The sequence below is a fragment of the Pseudomonadota bacterium genome (genome assembly GCA_016711215.1).
GTDB lineage: Bacteria > Myxococcota_A > Polyangia.
Genome location: JADJTL010000005.1, coordinates 247,153 through 265,653 on the forward strand (window position 1 = coordinate 247,153; position 18,501 = coordinate 265,653).

The 18,501-nt window shown below is 70.3% G+C and carries 15 protein-coding genes and 1 tRNA gene; 2 read left to right on the top strand and 14 right to left on the bottom strand.

Features of this window, described 5'->3' with window-relative positions; genetic code table 11:
• Positions 1-33: 33 nt before the first annotated feature.
• The 13 genes from IPL40_14120 to IPL40_14180 form a co-directional block, all read right to left on the bottom strand.
• The gene (locus IPL40_14120) at positions 34-570 is read right to left on the bottom strand and encodes a GNAT family N-acetyltransferase (protein ID MBK8482281.1); all 537 of its coding nucleotides are present in this window, start codon (positions 568-570) and stop codon (positions 34-36) included.
• The gene (ptsP, locus tag IPL40_14125) at positions 558-2,324 is read right to left on the bottom strand and encodes a phosphoenolpyruvate--protein phosphotransferase (GenBank protein MBK8482282.1); all 1,767 of its coding nucleotides are present in this window, start codon (positions 2,322-2,324) and stop codon (positions 558-560) included. Before ptsP ends, IPL40_14120 begins: the two co-directional genes overlap by 13 nt.
• A 54-nt stretch (positions 2,325-2,378) precedes the next feature.
• On the bottom strand, positions 2,379-2,681 hold the full coding sequence (locus tag IPL40_14130; protein MBK8482283.1) for an HPr family phosphocarrier protein: 303 nt from the start codon (positions 2,679-2,681) through the stop codon (positions 2,379-2,381).
• Positions 2,682-2,773: 92 nt separating this feature from the next.
• Positions 2,774-3,613 carry an RNase adapter RapZ gene (gene rapZ / locus IPL40_14135; GenBank protein MBK8482284.1) on the bottom strand — a complete coding sequence of 280 codons (840 nt, stop codon included), beginning with the start codon at positions 3,611-3,613 and terminating at the stop codon, positions 2,774-2,776.
• Between the two features lie 145 nt (positions 3,614-3,758).
• Positions 3,759-4,244 (bottom strand): PTS sugar transporter subunit IIA, encoded by a 486-nt coding sequence (locus tag IPL40_14140; GenBank protein MBK8482285.1) that lies wholly within the window; start codon positions 4,242-4,244, stop codon positions 3,759-3,761.
• Positions 4,245-4,365: 121 nt separating this feature from the next.
• Entirely contained in the window at positions 4,366-5,850 is a 1,485-nt protein-coding gene (rpoN, locus tag IPL40_14145; GenBank protein ID MBK8482286.1) for an RNA polymerase factor sigma-54, read from the bottom strand.
• An 8-nt stretch (positions 5,851-5,858) separates the two neighbouring features.
• The gene (locus IPL40_14150) at positions 5,859-6,614 is read right to left on the bottom strand and encodes an ATP-binding cassette domain-containing protein (GenBank protein MBK8482287.1); all 756 of its coding nucleotides are present in this window, start codon (positions 6,612-6,614) and stop codon (positions 5,859-5,861) included.
• The gene (locus tag IPL40_14155; protein ID MBK8482288.1) at positions 6,611-7,129 is read right to left on the bottom strand and encodes a hypothetical protein; all 519 of its coding nucleotides are present in this window, start codon (positions 7,127-7,129) and stop codon (positions 6,611-6,613) included. The genes IPL40_14150 and IPL40_14155 overlap by 4 nt, the downstream gene beginning before the upstream one ends.
• 401 nt (positions 7,130-7,530) lie before the next feature.
• Positions 7,531-8,541, bottom strand: a complete 1,011-nt coding sequence (locus tag IPL40_14160) for a hypothetical protein (GenBank protein MBK8482289.1) — start codon at positions 8,539-8,541, stop codon at positions 7,531-7,533.
• 19 nt (positions 8,542-8,560) lie between these two features.
• A complete protein-coding gene (locus IPL40_14165; GenBank protein MBK8482290.1) occupies positions 8,561-10,237 on the bottom strand; it encodes a CTP synthase in 1,677 nt (558 codons plus the stop codon).
• Complete coding sequence (locus IPL40_14170; protein MBK8482291.1) at positions 10,213-11,031, bottom strand: NTP transferase domain-containing protein; 819 nt, start codon at positions 11,029-11,031, stop codon at positions 10,213-10,215. Before IPL40_14170 ends, IPL40_14165 begins: the two co-directional genes overlap by 25 nt.
• A gap of 76 nt (positions 11,032-11,107) precedes the next feature.
• The gene (locus IPL40_14175; GenBank protein MBK8482292.1) at positions 11,108-12,697 is read right to left on the bottom strand and encodes an ATP-grasp domain-containing protein; all 1,590 of its coding nucleotides are present in this window, start codon (positions 12,695-12,697) and stop codon (positions 11,108-11,110) included.
• 88 nt (positions 12,698-12,785) lie between these two features.
• Complete coding sequence (locus IPL40_14180) at positions 12,786-13,565, bottom strand: hypothetical protein (GenBank protein ID MBK8482293.1); 780 nt, start codon at positions 13,563-13,565, stop codon at positions 12,786-12,788.
• Between the two features lie 86 nt (positions 13,566-13,651).
• On the opposite strand from IPL40_14180, the gene IPL40_14185 reads away from it, so the two are divergent.
• Both IPL40_14185 and IPL40_14190 read left to right on the top strand, forming a co-directional pair.
• Positions 13,652-15,625, top strand: a complete 1,974-nt coding sequence (locus IPL40_14185; GenBank protein ID MBK8482294.1) for a TIGR02266 family protein — start codon at positions 13,652-13,654, stop codon at positions 15,623-15,625.
• A tRNA-Asn gene (locus IPL40_14190) sits at positions 15,616-15,691 on the top strand. The genes IPL40_14185 and IPL40_14190 overlap by 10 nt, the downstream gene beginning before the upstream one ends.
• Before the next feature lie 30 nt (positions 15,692-15,721).
• Here the strand turns inward: IPL40_14190 and IPL40_14195 are convergent.
• Positions 15,722-18,154, bottom strand: coding sequence for a hypothetical protein (locus tag IPL40_14195; protein ID MBK8482295.1), 2,433 nt, complete (start codon positions 18,152-18,154; stop codon positions 15,722-15,724).
• Positions 18,155-18,501 lie beyond the last annotated feature (347 nt).

Sequence of the window (18,501 nt, forward strand, 5' to 3'; positions counted from 1 at the left end):
AGCGTTGGCGGGCCCTGCCGCTGCCGCATCGGCTCATTCCGCCGCGCTGGCGTCCAGTTCGAGCGCCAGTGCGCGATTGACCACGGAGAAGCCCAGTCGCCGGTAGATGCGATCGGCCGCGTCGTTTCCCTGCCAGACCGTCAGCACTACTTGATCGGCCCCGCGCTCCCGACAGGCCTCGATCGCCGCTGCCAACAGGCGCTCGCCCACGCCAGCCCGTCGCGCGCCGACCGCGACAATCAGGTCGTCGAGATAGCCACGTCGCCGCGCGCGGGCCCAGCCGCTGCGCGGCGTATCGAAGACCTGTAGCCGCACCGCGCCGAGCACCACGCCCGCCCGCTCCGCCACCAACAGCGCCTGGGTCGGATCCGCCAGCCGCGCGACGAACTCGCGCTGCGCGCGCGCCAGGGGCGGCGCGCGAAAGAAGCCCGGCTGCAGCTCGCCGTGCGTCCGATCGAGCTCCTGCCAGAGCGAGCGCAGCGCCGGCCAGTCCACTTGCTCCGCGCGCCGCAGCGTCAGCGCGGGGTCGCTGCTGCTCCGCCGCGGCCGCGGGCGCCCTAGCGCGGCCACGGCTCGTCCGCGCTCGCGCCCGCCGTGGCGCCAGCGAAGGTCTCCTCCGGAAACATCTCGGCCATGCCCGCACGCACCTCCTCCTCGATCTCCTCCGCGGTCGAGAGCCCGAGGGCGCGCTGCGCCATGCGCTCGCCGTCGCTGCAGCGACCGCTGCGGATCACCGCCTTGACCCGCGGCAGGGCCCGCGGATTGATGCTGAAGGCCCGCACCCCCAACCCCATCAGCAACAACGAGAGCAAGGGATCGCCCGCCATCTCGCCGCAGACCGAGACCCCAATCCCGGCGCTCCGCGCGGCCTGCACTACGCGCGCGATCAGCCGCAGAATCGCCGGATGCAAGGGCCGAAAGAGATGATTGACCCGGTCGTTCACGCGATCGACGCCGAGCGTGTATTGAATCAGGTCGTTGGTGCCGATCGCGAAGAAGTCCGACTCGCGCGCCAACTGGTCGGCGATCAGCGCGGCCGAGGGCATCTCGACCATGATCCCGACCTCGATGCTGCTGGGGCACGCGCCGACCAACGCATCCCGACAGCGAAAGAGCAGGCTCTTGGCCTCTCGCAGCTCGGACACGCTCGAGACCATCGGGAACATCACCCGCAGGGTTTGACCCGCGGCGGCCCGCAGCAGCCCGCGCAGCTCCGCCGCGAAGACCTCGGGCTGCAGCAGCGAGAGCCGGATCCCGCGCAAGCCCATCGCCGGATTGGCCTCCACGGCCCCGAGTCCGAGCGCCCCCGGGCGCACCTCGAGGTCGCAGGTGCGAAAGGTCACGGGCAGCCCGCCGCAGCTCACCAACACCTGGCGCGCGCGCCTCAGGTGCTCCTGCTCACCCTCGTCCTCCGCTGCACCCTGAGGGAGGTAGTCGCTGCGATAGAGCCCGATGCCCTCCGCGCCCTGATCGCGCGCGAGCGACACGTCCTCGGGCGACCCAGCATTGGCCAGCAGGGTGACACGCACGCCGTCGAGCGTGACCGCCGGCAGGGTGCGGGCACCGAGCAGCTCGCGCAGCCGCTCGGTGCGCTCGCGCTGCAGCCGGCGGTAGTCCTCGGCCATCGCCGAATCGGGAGCGACGAGCACCTCGCCGTGCTTGCCATCGACGACCACCGTCTCAGCGTTGGCGATCTGCGTCGTCGCGCGTCGCACGCCGATCACCGCCACCATCCCGAGGGCGCGCGCCATGATCGCCGAATGCGACGTCGGGCCGCCGACCTCGGTGACAAAGCCCTGCACCTCGGCGCGGTGGAGCTGAGCGATCTCGGCCGGCGCCAGGTCATGCGCCACGACGATCGCCCGCGCCGGCACCGGCGCCGTGGTCGGGCGCTCGCCGATCAGCGTCACCAGCAGATGCCGCACCCCGAAGTCGACATCGCTGCGCCGCTCGCGAAAGTAACGCTCGTCGACCTGCTCGAAGACCTTCCTGATCTCGCGCGCCACCTCGCGCAAGGCCCACTCGGCGTTGACCCGCTTCTGGCGGATCAGCGCGGTCGTGCGCTCGATCAGATGCTTGTCGCGGACGATGAGGCGATGCGCCTCGAGGATCAGCGTGTCACCGCCGACCGCGGCGAGGCGCGCGCCGATCCGCTGCAGCTCGTCGTCCGTCGCCTCGACGGCCGCGTGGAAGCGCTGGATCTCCGTCTCGATGTTATCGCTTGGCAGCTTGCGCTGCGACACGCGCAGCCGTCGGCGGTCGATCAGGAAGGCCTCGCCGACCGCAAAACCCTCCGCACCAGCAATACCGCGCAAGCGCCGCACGCCGTATCCTACACCGCAACGGGCGCCGGCGCGCGAACGCCGCGCCGCGGCGCCCTAGCTCACCTGCTCGCCAAAGCGTCCCTCGATCAGCTCGCCGAGCGCGGCGATCGCCTGGGCGGCGTCCTCGCCTCGGGCGCGCACCGTGATGCCCGATCCCTTGTCCGCCAGCAGCATCAGCACGCCGACGACGCTCTTGCCGTCATGCACCCGGCCATCCTTCTCGACCTCGATCGCGCTGCCGTAGCGCGCCGCGAGCTGCACGAACTGCGTCGCCGTGCGGGCATGGAGCCCATGCTCGTTGCGCAAGGTGAAGTGTCTCTCGCAGGGCACCGGCCCCCCCGCCACTGACTCCGTCATCGCCTGCCCACTACCCTCTGTCATCGGCCCCACCTCGGCCTACCGGCGGCGCCGCCACGGCCCGCCACACGCGCGGCCATCCGACGCCGCGCCTAGCGCTGCACATCGCGATGACGGACGCGCACCGCCCGCTTCTCGCCGAGACGCTGCGCCAGCGCCTCGACAATGGCCACCGATCGGTGGCGGCCCCCCGTACAACCGACGGCGATCGTCAGGTACACCTTGCCCTCCGCCTGATAGCGCGGCAGCAGAAACTCCAAGAGCTCGCCCGTCCGCTCGTTGAACTCGACCGCGTCGGGCTGCTTCAGCACGTAGTCGGCGACCGGCGCATCCTCGCCGCTGAGGTCCTGCAGCTCCTTGATGAAGAAGGGGTTGGGCAAGAAGCGCACGTCGAGGACGAGATCAGCGTGCGAGGGCACACCGTAACGGAAGCCGAACGAGAGCAGCGAGACCACGAGCCCGCTCGTGCCGCGCTGATAACGATCCTGCACCAGCTGCTTGAGCTGATGCACGGTCAGCGTCGTGCTGTCGATACAGACGCTGGCGAGGGCCCGCATCGGCGCGAGCAGGCGTCGCTCCTCGGCCAGGCCGGCCAGCAGATCATCGCTCGAGAGCGGGTGGCGGCGCCGCGTCTGCGAGAAGCGCCGCGTCAGCTCCGTATCGGTGGCGTCGAGGTAGACCACCTCGAGCACGAAACCACGCGCCGTCAGCGCGACGTAGGACTCAGCATAGCCGGCGATGTAGTGCCGCAGACGCGCGTCGGCGACCAGCGCGACGTGGTCGACGCCCGGCTCCTGCTTCATCGTGTCGAGGAAGGCGTCGAGCAGCGGTTGCGGGAGGTTGTCGACGCAGTAGAAGCCGAGATCCTCCACGGCTCGCAGCGCCGTCGTCTTGCCGGCACCCGATACCCCCGTGAAGATGATCGTCGTCAGCTGCTCCACCCGGACTCCGTCGACTCGCCGCCACCGCGCGAGCCCACCCGCTACGCCCGCGGCGCCACCGCGTCAGGGCCACCACCGCCTCAAGGCCACCGCCTCAAGGCCACCGCCTCAAGGCCACCGCCTCAAGGCCACCGCCTCAAGGAACGTCGGCCGGCTGCGGATCGAGCGCGCGCTCGGCCGAACAGAGGATCTCGAACATCGCCTCCGGCGCCTCGGCGCGCAGCAAGCTCTGGCGAAAGTCGGCGCTCTTGCACAAGCGCGCGACGCGCGCCAGCGCGCGCAAATGCAGGCCGTTTGCCGAACCGGGGGCGACGATCACGAAGAAGAGGCGCGTCGGCTGTCCGTCCATCGCGCCGAAGTCGATGCCGTCGCGACTACGCGCCAGCGCCGCCACCATCGAGGGCAGGCGATCGAGCTTGCCGTGCGGGATCGCCACAAACTCGCCGATGCCGGTCGAGGCGAGACGCTCGCGCTGCGCCAGAGCGTCGCAGATATCCTGCGCGACATCGGCGCCTAGATCGGCCCCAATCACCCCAGAGATCTCGCGCAGAGCCTCGTCCTTGGTCTGCGCCCGCAGCTCGGCCACGATTCGGTCTTTGGAGATGAGGTTCGCGATCCGCATGTCGTCCATCGCTCACTACCTATCGCCCTGCCTACGGCCACTCGGGGCACCGCCTGCTCGACTGGGCTCCACCTAGCCGATTTCCCGCCGCGAATGCAAGCGCGCCCGCGGCCAGCTCCGCTCAGTACAGCTGTCGCCGCTTCGACGAGCTGAGAATATTCAACTGCTCTCGGTACTTGGCCACCGTGCGCCGGGCGATGTCGATGTTCTGCTCGCGCAGCAGCTCGACCAAGCGCTGGTCGCTGAGCGGCTGGCGCGCGTTTTCGGCGCTGATCAGCGTCTTGATCTTCTGCTTGACGCTCTCGCTGGCGATATCCTCGCCTGCGACGCGATTGATGCCGCTGTTGAAGAAGTACTTCAGCTCGAAGATCCCCTGCGGGGTATGGACGTACTTGCTCGTCGTCACGCGGCTGATCGTCGACTCATGCATGCTGATGTCCTCGGCGACGTCGCGGAGGATCAGCGGGCGCAGAAACGCCACGCCCTTGTCGAAGAACTCCTGCTGGAACTTGATGATGCTCTCGGTGACGCGGATGATCGTGCGCTGCCGCTGCTGGATGCTGCGGATCAACCACTGCGCCGAGCGCAGCTTCTCCTGCACATACTGGCGCTCGCGCGGTCCCGTCGACATCGCCTGGCGGTAGAAGCCCGAGATCTTCAGCTTCGGCAGCCCGTCGTCGTTGGGCACGACGAAGTACTTGTCGCCGACCTTATGCACATAGACGTCGGGCACGATGTAGATCGGCTCCTCCTCGGAGTAGAGCCGCCCTGGCTTCGGATCGAAGCTGGCGATGACCTTGACCGCCTCGACGATCTCGTCGAGCGGCTCGCCGAGGGCCTTGGCGATCGCCGGGTAGTTCTTGCGCTCGAGGTTGGCCATGTGCTGCGTGATCATCCGCGTGACGATCTCGTCGTCCTGGCCCTGGTGCTTGGCCTGCAGCAGCAAGCACTCCTCCAAGGTGCGCGCGCCGACGCCGACCGGGTCGAAGGTCTGAACCAGCAGCAGCACGTCCTCGGCGACGATCGGCTCGACCCCGACGCTGCGCGCGATCTCCTCGATCGTCGGCTCCCGCAGGTAGCCCGAGGCGTCGATGTTGCCGATGATCGTCATGCCGACGCGTTCCTCGTCCTCGTCGAGGTCATGCATCCGCAGCTGCCAGGCGAGGTGGTCGGCGAGCGACGCCTTGCGCGTGTAGGTCGCCTCCAGCGACGGGGCCTCTTCGGAGTTGCCGCGAAACGAGGGCAGCGGCGGCGCCGTCTGGTAGTGCTCGAGGTAGGCGTCCCAGTCGATCTCGTTCCCCGCGGCGGGCGAGACCACATCGACCTCGGCCGTGCGATCGGGCGTGCGGTCGGGCTCATGGGGCTCGTTGTCGACGCCCTCGAGCCCCATATCCGGCGGACGCACCTCCTCGCCCGGCTCCGGATCGACGCGCTCACGATCGGTCTCCTGCTGCTCCTCGAGGACCGGGTTCTCCTCCATCTCCTGCCGCACCATGTCGACCAGCTCCATCCGGGAGAGCTGCAGCAGCTTGATCGCCTGCTGGAGCTGCGGCGTCAGCTTGAGCTGTTGCGTCAGGCGGAGTTGCTGTCTGATCTCGAGTGCCATGAATTCCCCTAATCGACGGTCGCAGCCGAATTGAAGAGCATTCGCCCCATTCCTTCATCGGCCAGCACGCGCGCGGTCGGTCCCTGGTCCACCACGCGGCCGGCGAACATCACGACCAAGCGCTGGCAAAGCCGCGCCAGCACCTCGACGCGGTGGTCGGCCAGCACCACGGCCACGCCCCCCCCCGCCAGCAGCGCGATCGCCTGCGCCAGGGTCGCGGTCGCCTGCGCGTCGAGCCCGGCGAAGGGCTCGTCCAGGAGCACGACCCGCGCCGAGAGCGCCACGATGCGCGCCAACTCCAGCCGCCGGCGCTCGCCCCCGCTCAGCGTCCCGGCGCGCTGGCGAGCCTGCGCCGCCAGCCCAAAGAGCGCCAACAACTCGATCGCCCGCGCGCGCCGCAACCTCCGCTCCTTGACGCGCCGCAGCTCCAGGACCAGCTCCAGATTGCGCTGCGCATCGAGCCCCAGCAGCACGTTATTGCCCTGCGCCAAGTACCCGATCCCCGCGCGCGCGCGCCGCCAAAGCGGCCACGCCCCAATCGCAGTCTGATCGAGCCAAACAGCGTCGGCGGACCCCTGTAGCGGCTCGCATCCCGCCACCAGCCGCAACAACGTCGTCTTGCCCGCTCCGTTGGGCCCCACCACGCCCACGACCTCGCCGGCCTGGACCTCGAGGCGAACCCCATCGACCGCCACCCGCTGCCCCAGCCGGCAGGTCAGCGCGCTGGTTCGCAGCAGCGCCGGGCGCGTCGTGGCCGCGATCATGGTAGCGCGACCTCGGCGCGTTGCACGACCACGGCGCCATTCTCCAGGTCGACCTCGATCCAGCTCCCGCGCAGCGCCAGGCCTTGCTTGCGCGACGCGAGCCGCGCGTTCCCGCGCAAGGTGATCCGCGGCGGCTTCAGCAGCAGCGAGAGCGCGTCCGCGCTGCCCTCGCGGTCGCCGAGCCGCACGGTCACGCCCTCCCCCGCGCGCAGCCGATAGGGGCGACCACGCGCGTCCAGGTCGACCGTCACGCGCCCAGCCCTCAGCTCCAGTGATGCGCTGCGAACGCGGACGGCGCCGACCAACTCGAGCTCCGAGGCGCAGGCCTCGCCGCTCGCGCAGCCCCGATCACGGTGAAGCACCAGCCGGTTCGCCTTGAGCTTCAGGGCCAGGCCGGCTCCCTCCGGCAGGCCGCTCGCCAGCACCGAGCGCTGCCCCGGCTGCGCCGCCTGCGCCGTCGTGGTCGCGCGTGCCGCCGCGGGCACCGCTGCCGCCAGCAGCAGCCAGCTCGGCAACCACGCCCCACGCCTCCAGCGACCTTCCGTCGAGCGAAAGCTCAAAGCGCTCCCCTTCGATCCGCAGCCCCTCGCCCTCGAGGACAAAGCCCTCGCCGGCGACGACCCGCCGCGTGGTGATCCAGCCCGCGTGCCGTGCCAGTAAACGTGGGCCACCACCCGGAAAATCCAACCAAAGCCCCGTCAGCTGGGTCACCTCGGCGAGGCCCGTCGCGGCACCACCGTCGCCCCCCTGCTGCTCGGCAGCGGCTGCTTCAGGCCGACCGGCCGAGGGACCGTCCTGACCTCCAGGAATACATGTAAGTACGGACAATACCCCAGAAAATGCGAGGCTAACACCGACGACCACGGGTGTAAAGCGTTTCACTTCAAACGTGGTACGCAATTTGCTTGACATTCCGCTACGCTTTTCTTCGCCAGCGGTCCAGGCTCCACAGCCAGCTCGCCGGATCGGCCCGCACCCGTGCCTCCAGCGCCCCCGTCAGACGGGCCATCGCCTGGGGCAAAGCGCCACGCCCTCGCTCCAGCTCAAGCGCAGAAATCTCCGCAAATACATCGATTTCCGTGGTCGCTGAAGGCCGCGATGGCGCCCCCAGCGCAGCGTCCGCCGGAGCCAGCGGCCAGGCCACGAGCAAGGCCGCGCCCGTCGCCTGGGCCAGCGCAGCGGCCAGCGTGCTGGTCGGGGCGAGCCGACCAAAGAAGGGCACGAGGCAGCCGCCGCGGCGCAGGGGCTGGTCGATCAGCAGGGCCACCGCGCCGCCCGCGCGCAGCAGCGTCAACGCGCGGCGCAGGGCGCCCGGCCGGTCGACCCAGATCGTGCCGACCCCTGCCGCCTGGCGCCAGCGCTCGATCAGCCGCGTCCAGCGCGGGTCGTAGCTCGATCGCGCCAGCACCTGCAGCGGGACCACCCGCGCCAGCGCCGCCCCCACCAGCTCCCAGTTGCCGAGGTGCCCGCCGACCAGCACGATGCCGCGCCCGGCCGCCAGGCCGTCAGCCAGCACGGCCCGCGCCCGCGGCGTCAAGCCCAGCGCCGGCGCCGCCTGCGCCTCAGCACCCCAACGAAGCCGGAGCAGACACTGCGCCAGCGACTCGCCCAGGCGCGCGAACATCTGCCGCACTACCTGCCGGCGCTCCTGGGCTGAGGCGCCAAGCCCCGCCGCCTCGAGCTGCGCCAGCGCGCGCCGCCGCTCGGTAGCCGCCAGGGCGCAGGCCAGGCGCCCGATCGCGCGCCCGACGACGAGCGCGCAGCGCGCCGGGAGTCTGCCCCAGAGCGCGAGCACGCCGCGACCAAGCAGGAAGAGAGCCGTATGCCTGCTTCGCCGGCGCCAGGCGCGGCTGCGCTGGCGGCACGCCGAGGGCGCGTCGGTGCGCTGGGTCGCGCGTCCCTGCTGAAGCTCGGTCGGGGGCCGCATCCGCGTCGGCGCGCTGCGGTCAGTGCAGCGTCAGCGGCTCGCTGGCGTGGGCCGGCTCGGCGCCGCTGGCGACGCGGCCCGCCTCGCGCTTGATCCGCCCCTGCAGCGCCGCGCCGACGAAGCGGGCGAAGAGCGGATGCGGCTCGGTCGGGCGCGACTTGAACTCGGGATGAAACTGGCAGCCGACGAAGTAGGGATGATCCGGCAGCTCGACCATCTCCACCAGCACACCATCGGGGCTGCTCCCCGAGACGACCAGGCCCTTGGCCTCGAGCTGCTGCCGCAGCTCGTTGTTGACCTCGTAGCGGTGGCGGTGCCGCTCTGAGATCTCGCGCTGACCGTAGGCCAGCGCCGCCTGCGTGCCCTTGACCAGGCGGCAGGGGTAGGCCCCGAGGCGCATCGTGCCGCCCTTCTTGGCCACCGCGCGCTGGTGCTCCATCAGCGCGATCACCGGATGCGGCGTCTCGGGATCGAACTCGGTCGAGTTGGCGCCGGTCATCCCCGCGACGTTGCGCGCGAACTCGACCACGGCGAGCTGCATGCCGAGGCAAATGCCGAAGAAGGGCACCTGATGCTCGCGCGCCCAACGCACCGCCGTAACCTTGCCCTCGGTGCCCCGCTCGCCGAAGCCGCCCGGCACGAGGATCCCATCGAGCCCCGCCAGCAGCTCGTCAGGCCCCTCGCGATCGATGCGCTCGGAATCGATGTACTGCGCGACCACGCGGCAGCCGCTCGCGACCCCGCCGTGGGTGATCGCCTCGTTGAGGCTCTTGTAGGACTCGATCAGATCGACGTACTTGCCGACCACACCGATCACCACCTCGCGCTCGCTGCGGCGGATCGTCTCGACGATGCGCTCCCAGTGCTCGAGGCGCGGTCCGCGCGACCAGATATTGAGCAGCTCGGCGATCTTCTCGTCGAGGCCGTCGCGATAGAAGGCGATCGGCAGCTCGTAGATCACCGGCACGTCGCGCGACTCGAAGACCGCATCGGGCCCGACGTTGCAGAAGAGCCCGATCTTGCGCTTGAGATCGGCACCGAGCGCGCGCTCCGTGCGGCAGAGCAAGATCTCGGGCTGGATCCCAATTTCGCGCAGCTTCTGCACGCTGTGCTGGGTCGGCTTGGTCTTCAGCTCGCCGGCCGCGCCGAGGTAGGGCACCAGCGTCAGGTGGATGCAGATGCTGTTCTGTGGCCCGAGCTCGACGCGGAGCTGGCGGATGGCCTCGAGAAAGGGGAGGCTCTCGATGTCGCCGACGGTGCCGCCGACCTCGCAGATCAGCAGGTCGACATCCTCCGCGCAGCGCAGGATGTTGGCCTTGATCGCGTCGGTGATGTGCGGAATGACCTGTACGGTGGCGCCGAGGAAGTCCCCGCGCCGCTCGCGCGTGATCACGTCGAAGTAGATCTGGCCGGTGGTCGTGTTGTTCTTGCGGCTCATCCGAGCCGTGGTGAAGCGCTCGTAGTGGCCGAGATCCAGATCCGTCTCGGCGCCGTCGTCGGTGACAAAGACCTCGCCATGCTGCAGCGGATTCATCGTGCCGGGATCGACGTTGATATAGGGGTCGAGCTTCTGCAGCGTGATGTTGAGCCCGCGGTTCTCCATCAACGCGCCGATGCTCGCCGCCGCCAGGCCCTTGCCCAGCGAAGAGACCACGCCACCCGTCACGAAGATTATTTTTGTCGGCTTATTGGCCACGCCGGTGCCTCCTGGGACAGACCGCTGACCGCTCGCGCCGAGCCGCCCATCGCGGCTCGCATGCCCGGGAGCGGCGCTGGCGACGGCTCACGCTCGCGCAACGCTCGCTCCACCGCGGGCAGGTCGGCGGGAGTATTGATCGCGCCCGCCGGTACGTCTACGGCCGTCACGGCGATCGCCCAGCCGGCCTCCAGGGCGCGGAGCTGCTCGAGGCGCTCGCCCCGCTCGCGGGCACTCGGGGAGAGCGCCGCAAGGCGCTGCAGCGTGGGGCCGGCGAAGGCATAGACCCCCAGGTGCAAGAGCAGGCGCGCGTCGGCGCACCGGGGCGCAGAGCGCCCAAAGTCGAGGGCCCGCCCATCGGCGCCCAGGGCGACCTTCACCGCATGCGGATCCTCGAGCCATCCCGGCGGCGTGCAGGTGGTGGCCACCGTGCCGAGCGCGCCACGCTCGGCGGCTGCCAGCGCCCCGAGGAGGTGCGCAGCGCTGACCAGCGCTTCATCGCCCTGCACGTTGATCACCCAGCGCGCCGCCCACCGGCGCGCCACGGCGGCGACGCGGTCGGTGCCGCAGGCGAAGGGCGACGCGTCGACGACAACCTCCGCGCCGCTGCCCGCTGCGGCGGCGCCGATCCGCGCGTCGTCAGTAGCCACGATCACGCGGTCGGCCACCCCGGCGGCGGCGACGCGACGGGCCACGTGCCAGATCAGCGGCGCTCCAGCCAGCTCGAGCAGCGGCTTGCCCGGCAGGCGCTGCCCACCGAGCCGCGCCGGAATCACCGCCAGCCGCTCGATCACGGCGCGCGCGCCCCGCACCGCTCACGAGACGCGGCGCGCGTGCGCGTCGTCAGCGCCGCATGCAGGGGCGTGGCGCTCAACGCGGCCACCCAAGGCTGCGGCGCCAGGCGGAGGGCTGAACCTCCCCCGCCGCCGTCGCCTCGGCGCTGGCTGCCGCCCCACCGGCGCCCGACGGCGCCCCCCAGACCGTCTCGAGGGCGGCCGCGGCCACCGCCGCCGGCGAGGGCTCGGCGAGGGCCTGCGCCTGAGCGGCGCAGAGCTCGTCGCGGTGCCGCTCCAAGGAGCCCGTATCGTAATCTCCGGCGGCGAAGGCGGCCTGCGCCACCACAGCGCGCAGGAAGGGCAAGTTGGTGGCGATGCCCGCGACGCGGTATTCGCCCAGCGCCCGGCGCATGCGCGCGATCGCCTGCGCGCGATCCTCGCCCCAGACGCAGAGCTTCGAGATCAACGGATCGTAGTGGCTCGAGATCTCGGCACCGGCGTAGACGCCCGAGTCGTCGCGCACCCCGGGCCCCCCTGGCTGCCGCAGCGCGCTGATGCGCCCGGGGCTGGGAAGCCAGGTGAGCGGATCCTCGGCGTAGACCCGACACTCGATCGCCGCGCCGCGCGGGCGCAAGGCCTCCTGCGTCCAACGCAGGCGCTCGCCGGCCGCGACGCGGAGCTGCTCGCGCACCAGATCGACGCCGCAGCAGAGCTCCGTGATCGGATGCTCGACCTGCAAGCGGGTGTTCATCTCAAGGAAGTAGTAGCTGCCCGTCGCGCGATCGAAGAGCAGCTCGACCGTGCCGGCGCCGACATAACCGACCGCGCGCGCAGCGCGCAGCGCCAGCGCCCCCATCGCCTCGCGCGTGGCCTCGTCGAGCACCGGGCTCGGCGTCTCCTCGACGACCTTTTGGTGGCGTCGCTGCAGCGAGCAGTCGCGCTCGAAGAGCTGCAGCGTGGTACCCGCCGCATCGGCGAGCACCTGGATCTCGATGTGCCGCGGCCCTTCGATCAGCTTCTCGAGGTAGAGCGTGCCGTCGCCGAAGGCCGCCAGCGCCTCGCGACGCGCGGCGTCGAAGGCACGCGCCAGCTCCTCCTCGCCCCGCACCGCGCGCATGCCCTTGCCGCCGCCGCCGGCCGTGGCCTTGAGCAGCACCGGCCAGCCGAGCGCTCGCGCCGCCAACAGCGCCGCGTCCGCGTCGGCCAGACCCACCGCCGCGTCCGCCGCGCCCCCCTGCCCGCCAGCTCCAGCGCCGCCGGCCGCCCCATGGGTGGCCCCATGGGTGCCAGGCACCACCGGCACCCCGGCCCGCGACATCAGCTCGCGCGCGGCGATCTTGTCGCCCATCTGACGCATCGCCGCTGGCGGAGGCCCGATGAAGACCAGCCCCGCCGCGGCGCAGGCCTCGGCGAAATCGGCGTTCTCCGCGAGAAACCCATAGCCCGGATAGATGGCCTCGGCACCGCTGCGGCGCGCGGCCTCGAGAATCCGATCGCCGTCGAGGTAGCTCTCCCGAGCCGGGGCCGGCCCGATCGGCAACGCGACATCCGCCAGGCGCACATGCAGACTGCTGCGATCGACTGCCGAGTAGACGGCCACCGTCGTGATGCCGAGCTCACGGCAGCTGCGGATCGCGCGCACCGCAATCTCGCCGCGATTGGCGATGAGGACGCGTTTGAACAAGCGCGGGCGAAGGTAGCGCGCGCCGCGGTCGGGCGTCCAGCGGGCCCTCGCGGCGCGCGGTCGCGCTGCCCTCACTCGCTGCCCAGTCTCAGTGCACGAGCGCCGGATCGAGCGCTAGCGGCCTGCCGCGCAGCTCTGACACCGCCTGCGCGCCGCGGCCGATCAACTCCAGCTCCTGGTCGCCCAGCCGCGCCTTGACCACCGACCAGCCGGCCAGCGCGTCGCTGACCCAGACCACGCCGGCGGCCGAGGCGGAGGCCGCGCCCGACGCCTTGCCGGCGGCCGTCCGCCCCGCGCCGGCGCCAAGCAAGAGCCGCCGCGTGTCGAACTTGCCGGCAGCCGTGCGGACGACCTCGCGCCCCACCTCGCGCGCGTCGCGCAAGGTCCCCGCCGCAAAGGGCACGCGTTGCCTGGCCAAGGCCTGCGTCGGCAGGATTAGCGGCGCCTGTCCCGGCGGCTGCACAATCGCCCGCAACACGCGCCCCGCGGCCGCGGCAGCAGGGTCGCCCGCCGCACCAGCAGCCGCGGGCACGGGCGCCGGCGCCGCCAGCAGCAGCCGCGTGATCATCGTGCGGCGCTGCGGATCGGTGAAGCTCAACTCGAACCACTGGCCGCCCCTCTCGCGCTCCAGGGCCGCGAGGCGGAGCAGCACCACCTCGCCTCGCCGGCGGTTGACCAGCGCGTAGCGCACCCAAACCCCGGGCGCCGTGCCCCCCACCTGCACCTCGATCGGCGGGAGCCCCGGCGGCAGACCCTGCGCCCACGCCCGCGCGCCGAGGTGCGCACCCAAGACTCCGAAGGGCGCGCCACCGAAAAGCGCGCCACCGAGCGCGATCGCCGCCAAGAAAGCCCTTGCGCGACTACACATTAGGCCCTCTTATCAGCCGCGCGGCGATTTGCCAACGTCGCGCTGGCTGGGCTAGGATACGAGTGCCCGCGGGAGGCTTCTACACGATGCGTACGCCCGTTACCGTCAAGATTAAGTTCAAGTGCTCGACCATCGATCAGTTCGCCGAACGCTATGCGGCCGACGTGAGCGATGCGGGCATCTTCATCCGCACGCCCAGGCCGCTGGCCACGGGCACGCACATCTCCTTCGAGTTTCAGTATCAAGACGGCTCGCCGCTGCTCTCGGGAAACGGCACGGTCGTCTGGGTCCGCGAGCACAACCCCGCTTCAGCGGCCGCGAAACCGGGCATGGGCGTGCGTTTCGACCAGCTCCCGCCGGAGAGCCGCGCGATGCTGCAGCAGGTCGTCGCGCGCAAGGAGCGTAGCGACGCGTTCCAGCAGACCCCGATCCGGGTCTCCAACACGTCGCAGGACGCACTGCACGCCATCGACCTGCCGACGCCCGCGGTCATGATGCCCTGGGCCGCCGCCGCGCAGGAGCCGGAGTTCGAGACCCTGCCGACCTCGCAGGTGGGCAGCTCCTCCGCCGCGCTGCGGGACGCCTACGGTCTTGGCCCCTCGGGCGCCTTGCCGCCCCTCACGCCCAGCGCGGGGCCCAGAGAGCGCGCGCCGGAGCAGCCCCCCCAGCCCTTCCAGCCCTTCCAGCCCTTCGGCTCCGATGTTGACCTGCTCTCGAGCGCCGCCGAGCAAGGCGAGTCCGCGCCGCCTTCCGTGCCGGCAGCCGCGCCCTCCGTGCCCTCGGTGGCCCCCGCCCTCGGCTTTGGCAGCGACGCCGCCGCGCCGCCGCGCGAGCTCGGCGACCTCTTGAGCAGCAGCAGCTCCGCGTCGCCGAACGGCGACCTCGCGCCGGGGCGACAGGAGCGCCTCGAGGACATCGTCTTTGGCGACCAGGAGGCGCCCGCGCGGCAAGACGCGCACTCTGGCGCCGGGCCGCTGGTCGAAGAACCCGTCGCGGCCTCGTTCGCGCCGCGGGGCGCGGGAGCGCGACGGGCGACGCGGCGCAAGACGCCAGGCTGGCTCGTTCCCGGCCTCTTGATCGGCTTCGCCGTAGCCGGCGTCCTGGCGTTCTACGCGCTGCGACCGCCACCGGGTGCCACCGTCGGCGGTGAGGGCGAGCCGCTCGGCAGCTCGGTTGCCAGCAGCGGCACGGCCACACCAGCACAAGAACCCAGCGCGACGCCCAGCCCGACGCCCGCCGCGGGTGTGAGCATGGGCGTCGAATCGACCCCCGCTGGGGCCCGCGTGCTGGTGGACGGCAGCGACACAGGCAAGCTTACCCCCGCCGAGCTGACCGAGCTCGACCCCGAGCGCGAGATCGAGATCGCCCTCGACCTGCGCGGCAAGAAGCTCTTCCGCACCAAGCAAAAGCCGACCCCGCGCCTGCCGCTCACGGTCGACCTGAGCGCCTCCGCGCTGCGATCGATCCAAATCCTCTCCACGCCGCCCGGCGCGACCGTCTTCCTCGACGGCGTGCGCATCGGGGACACGGCCACCCTCCACGCCCTGGCGCCAGGCGCGCCAGACAAGACCGTGGAGCTACGCCTGAGCAAGCGCGGCTTCACCGACGTGACCAACCGCATCGATCTGGCCACCGCCAACTGGGAGCGCGACGGCGAAAACGAAGTGCTGAAGGTGGACCTGGTGCTCAGCGCCAAGGACGAGACCGCGGCGACGGCGGCCGCGCGCAGCGAGCCGTCGACCCGCGTCGAGCGTACCGCCCGCCCTGCCCCCGCCGGCAAGACGCCGTCCGGCAGCGCGTCCCGCGGCGTCCGTGACCCCGGACGTCAACCCGTCGGAGCCGGCCGCCCCCGCGCCGCCTCCCGCCGTACGCCCGGCAGCACCCCCTGCCCCGCCGCCCGCCGCCGAGGCCCCAAAGGAGCCCGTCATCCGCACCCCCTCCTGGGGCGAGTAGCCCAGCCAGGGCAACTAGACGCCCAACTTGACGCAAAACGCCCCCCTGGGCATACTGCGTCCGGTTTGAGCGCGAAGCAGTACCCGCGCCACATCATTCCGGCATAGCTCAGTCGGTAGAGCAGGCGGCTGTTAACCGCCTGGTCGGGGGTTCGAGTCCCTCTGCCGGAGCCATTCAAAGTCGCCCACCAACTCGGGTGGGCTTCATGGTTTACAGAAGCCCCGGCGGGCAACCGCCGGGGCTTCGTCTTGAAAGGGCCAGTTCTCGCTGGCCTTTCCGCCTCCCGCCTCACCGCCGGCTCTCGGCACCGCGCTCGCAGAGATCACGAAGACCGCCTCGGGCACCCGTCTCGGGCCGATCGTGCTCTCCGAAGCGGAGAGCGGGGAGAGAGCACGGGGCGTTGGTTGACAGCGAGGGCCTCGACGGGCGGGAGCGGGAAGGCTTGGTTGACCCCATCTTGACCATCCCAGCGCGCAAGTAGTTGGAATCATGCGACTCCTGATCAAGCCGTAGATACAAGTCGGCCTACGCTGCTGGCCTCGGGTCGATACGGGAGGCCATCTGGTCTTGGTCGACGAGGTGCTCGAGGTGCAGGCGAGCGAGGAGCTCTCGCTGGTCGACGTTGGGCTGGGTGGCGATGTAGGCGACGGACTCGTCGGGCCCAGTGGCGACCATGTTGAGATGGCCTGGGGCCAGCTCCTCCGAAGGCCGTGGGGGGCGGTCATAGTTTTTCCCGCTCTCAATAGGCGTCGCTCCAGCGTGCGCTCGAGCAAGAGCGCAAGCATGCACAGCGACACGTGCGCGCGAACCTTCGGGTCGGTGTGATGAAAGACGGGGCGCAGCTCGAGGTCGCTCTTGATGGTCTGGAAGTCCTTCTCGACCGCGTCCTTGGCGCGATAGAGCGCGACCATTTCAGTGGCGCTCTGCGGCAGGTCGGCGTGGGCGACGAGCAGCACAAAGCCGTCGGTGCTGCGACGCTTGCTCCAGGCGGCTTCGTCGAAGGCGAGCGAGACGACGAAGTGCTTGTGGCCATCGTCGTCCTTCTCGTCGATCTTCACCTTGTAGATCGACAGCATTGAGCGAGAGGCAAGCTTTCCGGTGATGTCGGAGTAGACCGACTCGCGCGTCGCCTTGTTGCCCTTGCGGCGCAGGCGCGTATTGAGGTCGCGTACGTAGGCCTTGACCTCGGCGCGATGGCGCTCGCCCATCGCCCGCATGTCCACGAACATCTGCGGGTTGAAGTACAGGACCAGCCGCAGCGACACATCGATCGTGCTCTTCTGCTGGAAGCGCTTGGGCTTCTGCGACGGGTCCATCGGCCTGGCGCTTTGTCCGTGCTCCACCAGCGCTCGCCGTTGTGCTGCCTTGCTTCGCAGCGTCGCGATGGCGCGCAAGGTGCGATCGGCGACGTAGCCGTAGTTGCCGGCGAGCACCTCCTTCTGCAGCGCCTCGTCGAGCCGAATCAAGGTCATGATCTGGGTCATGCGGGCTCGAGTCACCCCAAGGTGTTTGGCGATCTCCGACTGGGTCTTGAAGGTCTTTTCTTCGAGCTGCGTGCGGTAGGCACGAGCGCGGTAGAGCCACAGCGCGCCGCCTTCAAGCTTCTCGGCATCCACATCGGGCTCCTCGATTTCTGACACCAGGCGAAGGCCACGTGAGGTGATGCCGAGGTCGAGCACGTAGAGCTGCTCGTCGACCTTCTGCATGCCGGCCGCGCTGACACGCGTCCCTGCCTCGGTGATGAGACGCTTTCGCTCCACCTCGTCCTCGCTGCCGCCGAGGTCGCGGAGCCTCTCGCTCGGCAGCTTGTCGGTGTAGCTATGGATTTCGGAGCGGCGCACGGCGGTCAAAAAGCGCAGCTCACTCTGGCAAAGCCGCGCCACCGCGCCCGCCGAGCCCATGGCGCGATCGAAAACGATAGGCACTCCTTGCGCCCACTGCTTTCCCTCGACGGTCTCCACGAGATCATGCAGCGCTTTGCCGTCCTGGGTGCGTCCCGGCAGGGTGCTCCAGCGTAGGGGGTAGCCGTGCTCGTTGCACAGAAGCAGGATGCCGATCTTGTGGCGGTTGTGCAGCCCCTCCTTGGTGCGGCTGCGCTGGGCGAGATCGGGACCACGCCCCTCAAACCAGGCGTCGGTCACGTCGGTGAAGAGCGTCGCGAAGGTGCCGTCGCGCTGCTCGTACCGGCGCACGAGCCCGTCTTGAAGCTCGGTCTCGACGCGGTCGAGTTTGTCGAGCACGCGATGAATGCGCGTGTTGTGGAAGTGCGCCGGCGCCACGCCGAGCAGCTCCGGCAACGCGGTACGTGGGAACCAGCGTTGCGCGTAGAGCTTGGAGCTCGGCGTCACGCATCTCTGGATCGTGAGCGCGCAGATCACCTCGGCGGAGCGAACGGCAACGTCCCGCTCGGGGATGAGCCGATGCAGCAGCTCCGACAGCTCCCACCCGCGCCACATCTCGAGCGCGACAGCGACGTCGAGGTACCCGAGATTGGCGAGCACTTTGGCCCGCCACTTCGGAACCTCGGGTAGCACCACGCTCTTGGCATTGCGTGACGCCTCCAAGGCGAGGCGGAAGTTTGCGATCTCCTGATCGGAAAGCTGACCCAGGCTCGCGAGCACTCGATGGACCGGCAAGCCATCGTCGCGGCGGTAGCTTTCAACGAGCTGTGCATATCGCCGGACAGTCTTGCCGCTTTTGGCCTTGACGACTCGCAGATGCATACCTGTGCCTACGCTATATCGGCGTCGTTGTCACTATGCCCACCAACAAAGGCTCATAGCTGCTCGTGCGGAATCGTATTTGTGCCTACTGTGGGTCGGGGCGCAATCGGGCAACCGCCCGCAATCGCAAAGCTTTGGGTCAATTCGACGCAATCAGGTGATCAAGATGGGGTTGACAGGCGGTGGTGCGACTGCGTCGAGGCGGTCCTCGCGTCGAGTGAAGCGACCGGGTCCCGGACCGTTCCGCGAACCCATCGCGA

Excerpts from the sequence above, each read along its gene's own strand:
- IPL40_14130 (MBK8482283.1), bottom strand. The coding sequence starts at position 2,681 with ATGACGGAGTCAGTGGCGGGGGGGCCGGTGCCCTGCGAGAGACACTTC.
- IPL40_14140 (MBK8482285.1), bottom strand. The coding sequence starts at position 4,244 with ATGCGGATCGCGAACCTCATCTCCAAAGACCGAATCGTGGCCGAGCTG.
- rpoN (MBK8482286.1), bottom strand. The coding sequence starts at position 5,850 with ATGGCACTCGAGATCAGACAGCAACTCCGCCTGACGCAACAGCTCAAG.
- IPL40_14150 (MBK8482287.1), bottom strand. The coding sequence starts at position 6,614 with ATGATCGCGGCCACGACGCGCCCGGCGCTGCTGCGAACCAGCGCGCTG.
- IPL40_14160 (MBK8482289.1), bottom strand. The coding sequence starts at position 8,541 with ATGCGGCCCCCGACCGAGCTTCAGCAGGGACGCGCGACCCAGCGCACC.
- IPL40_14180 (MBK8482293.1), bottom strand. The coding sequence starts at position 13,565 with ATGTGTAGTCGCGCAAGGGCTTTCTTGGCGGCGATCGCGCTCGGTGGC.
- IPL40_14185 (MBK8482294.1), top strand. The coding sequence starts at position 13,652 with ATGCGTACGCCCGTTACCGTCAAGATTAAGTTCAAGTGCTCGACCATC.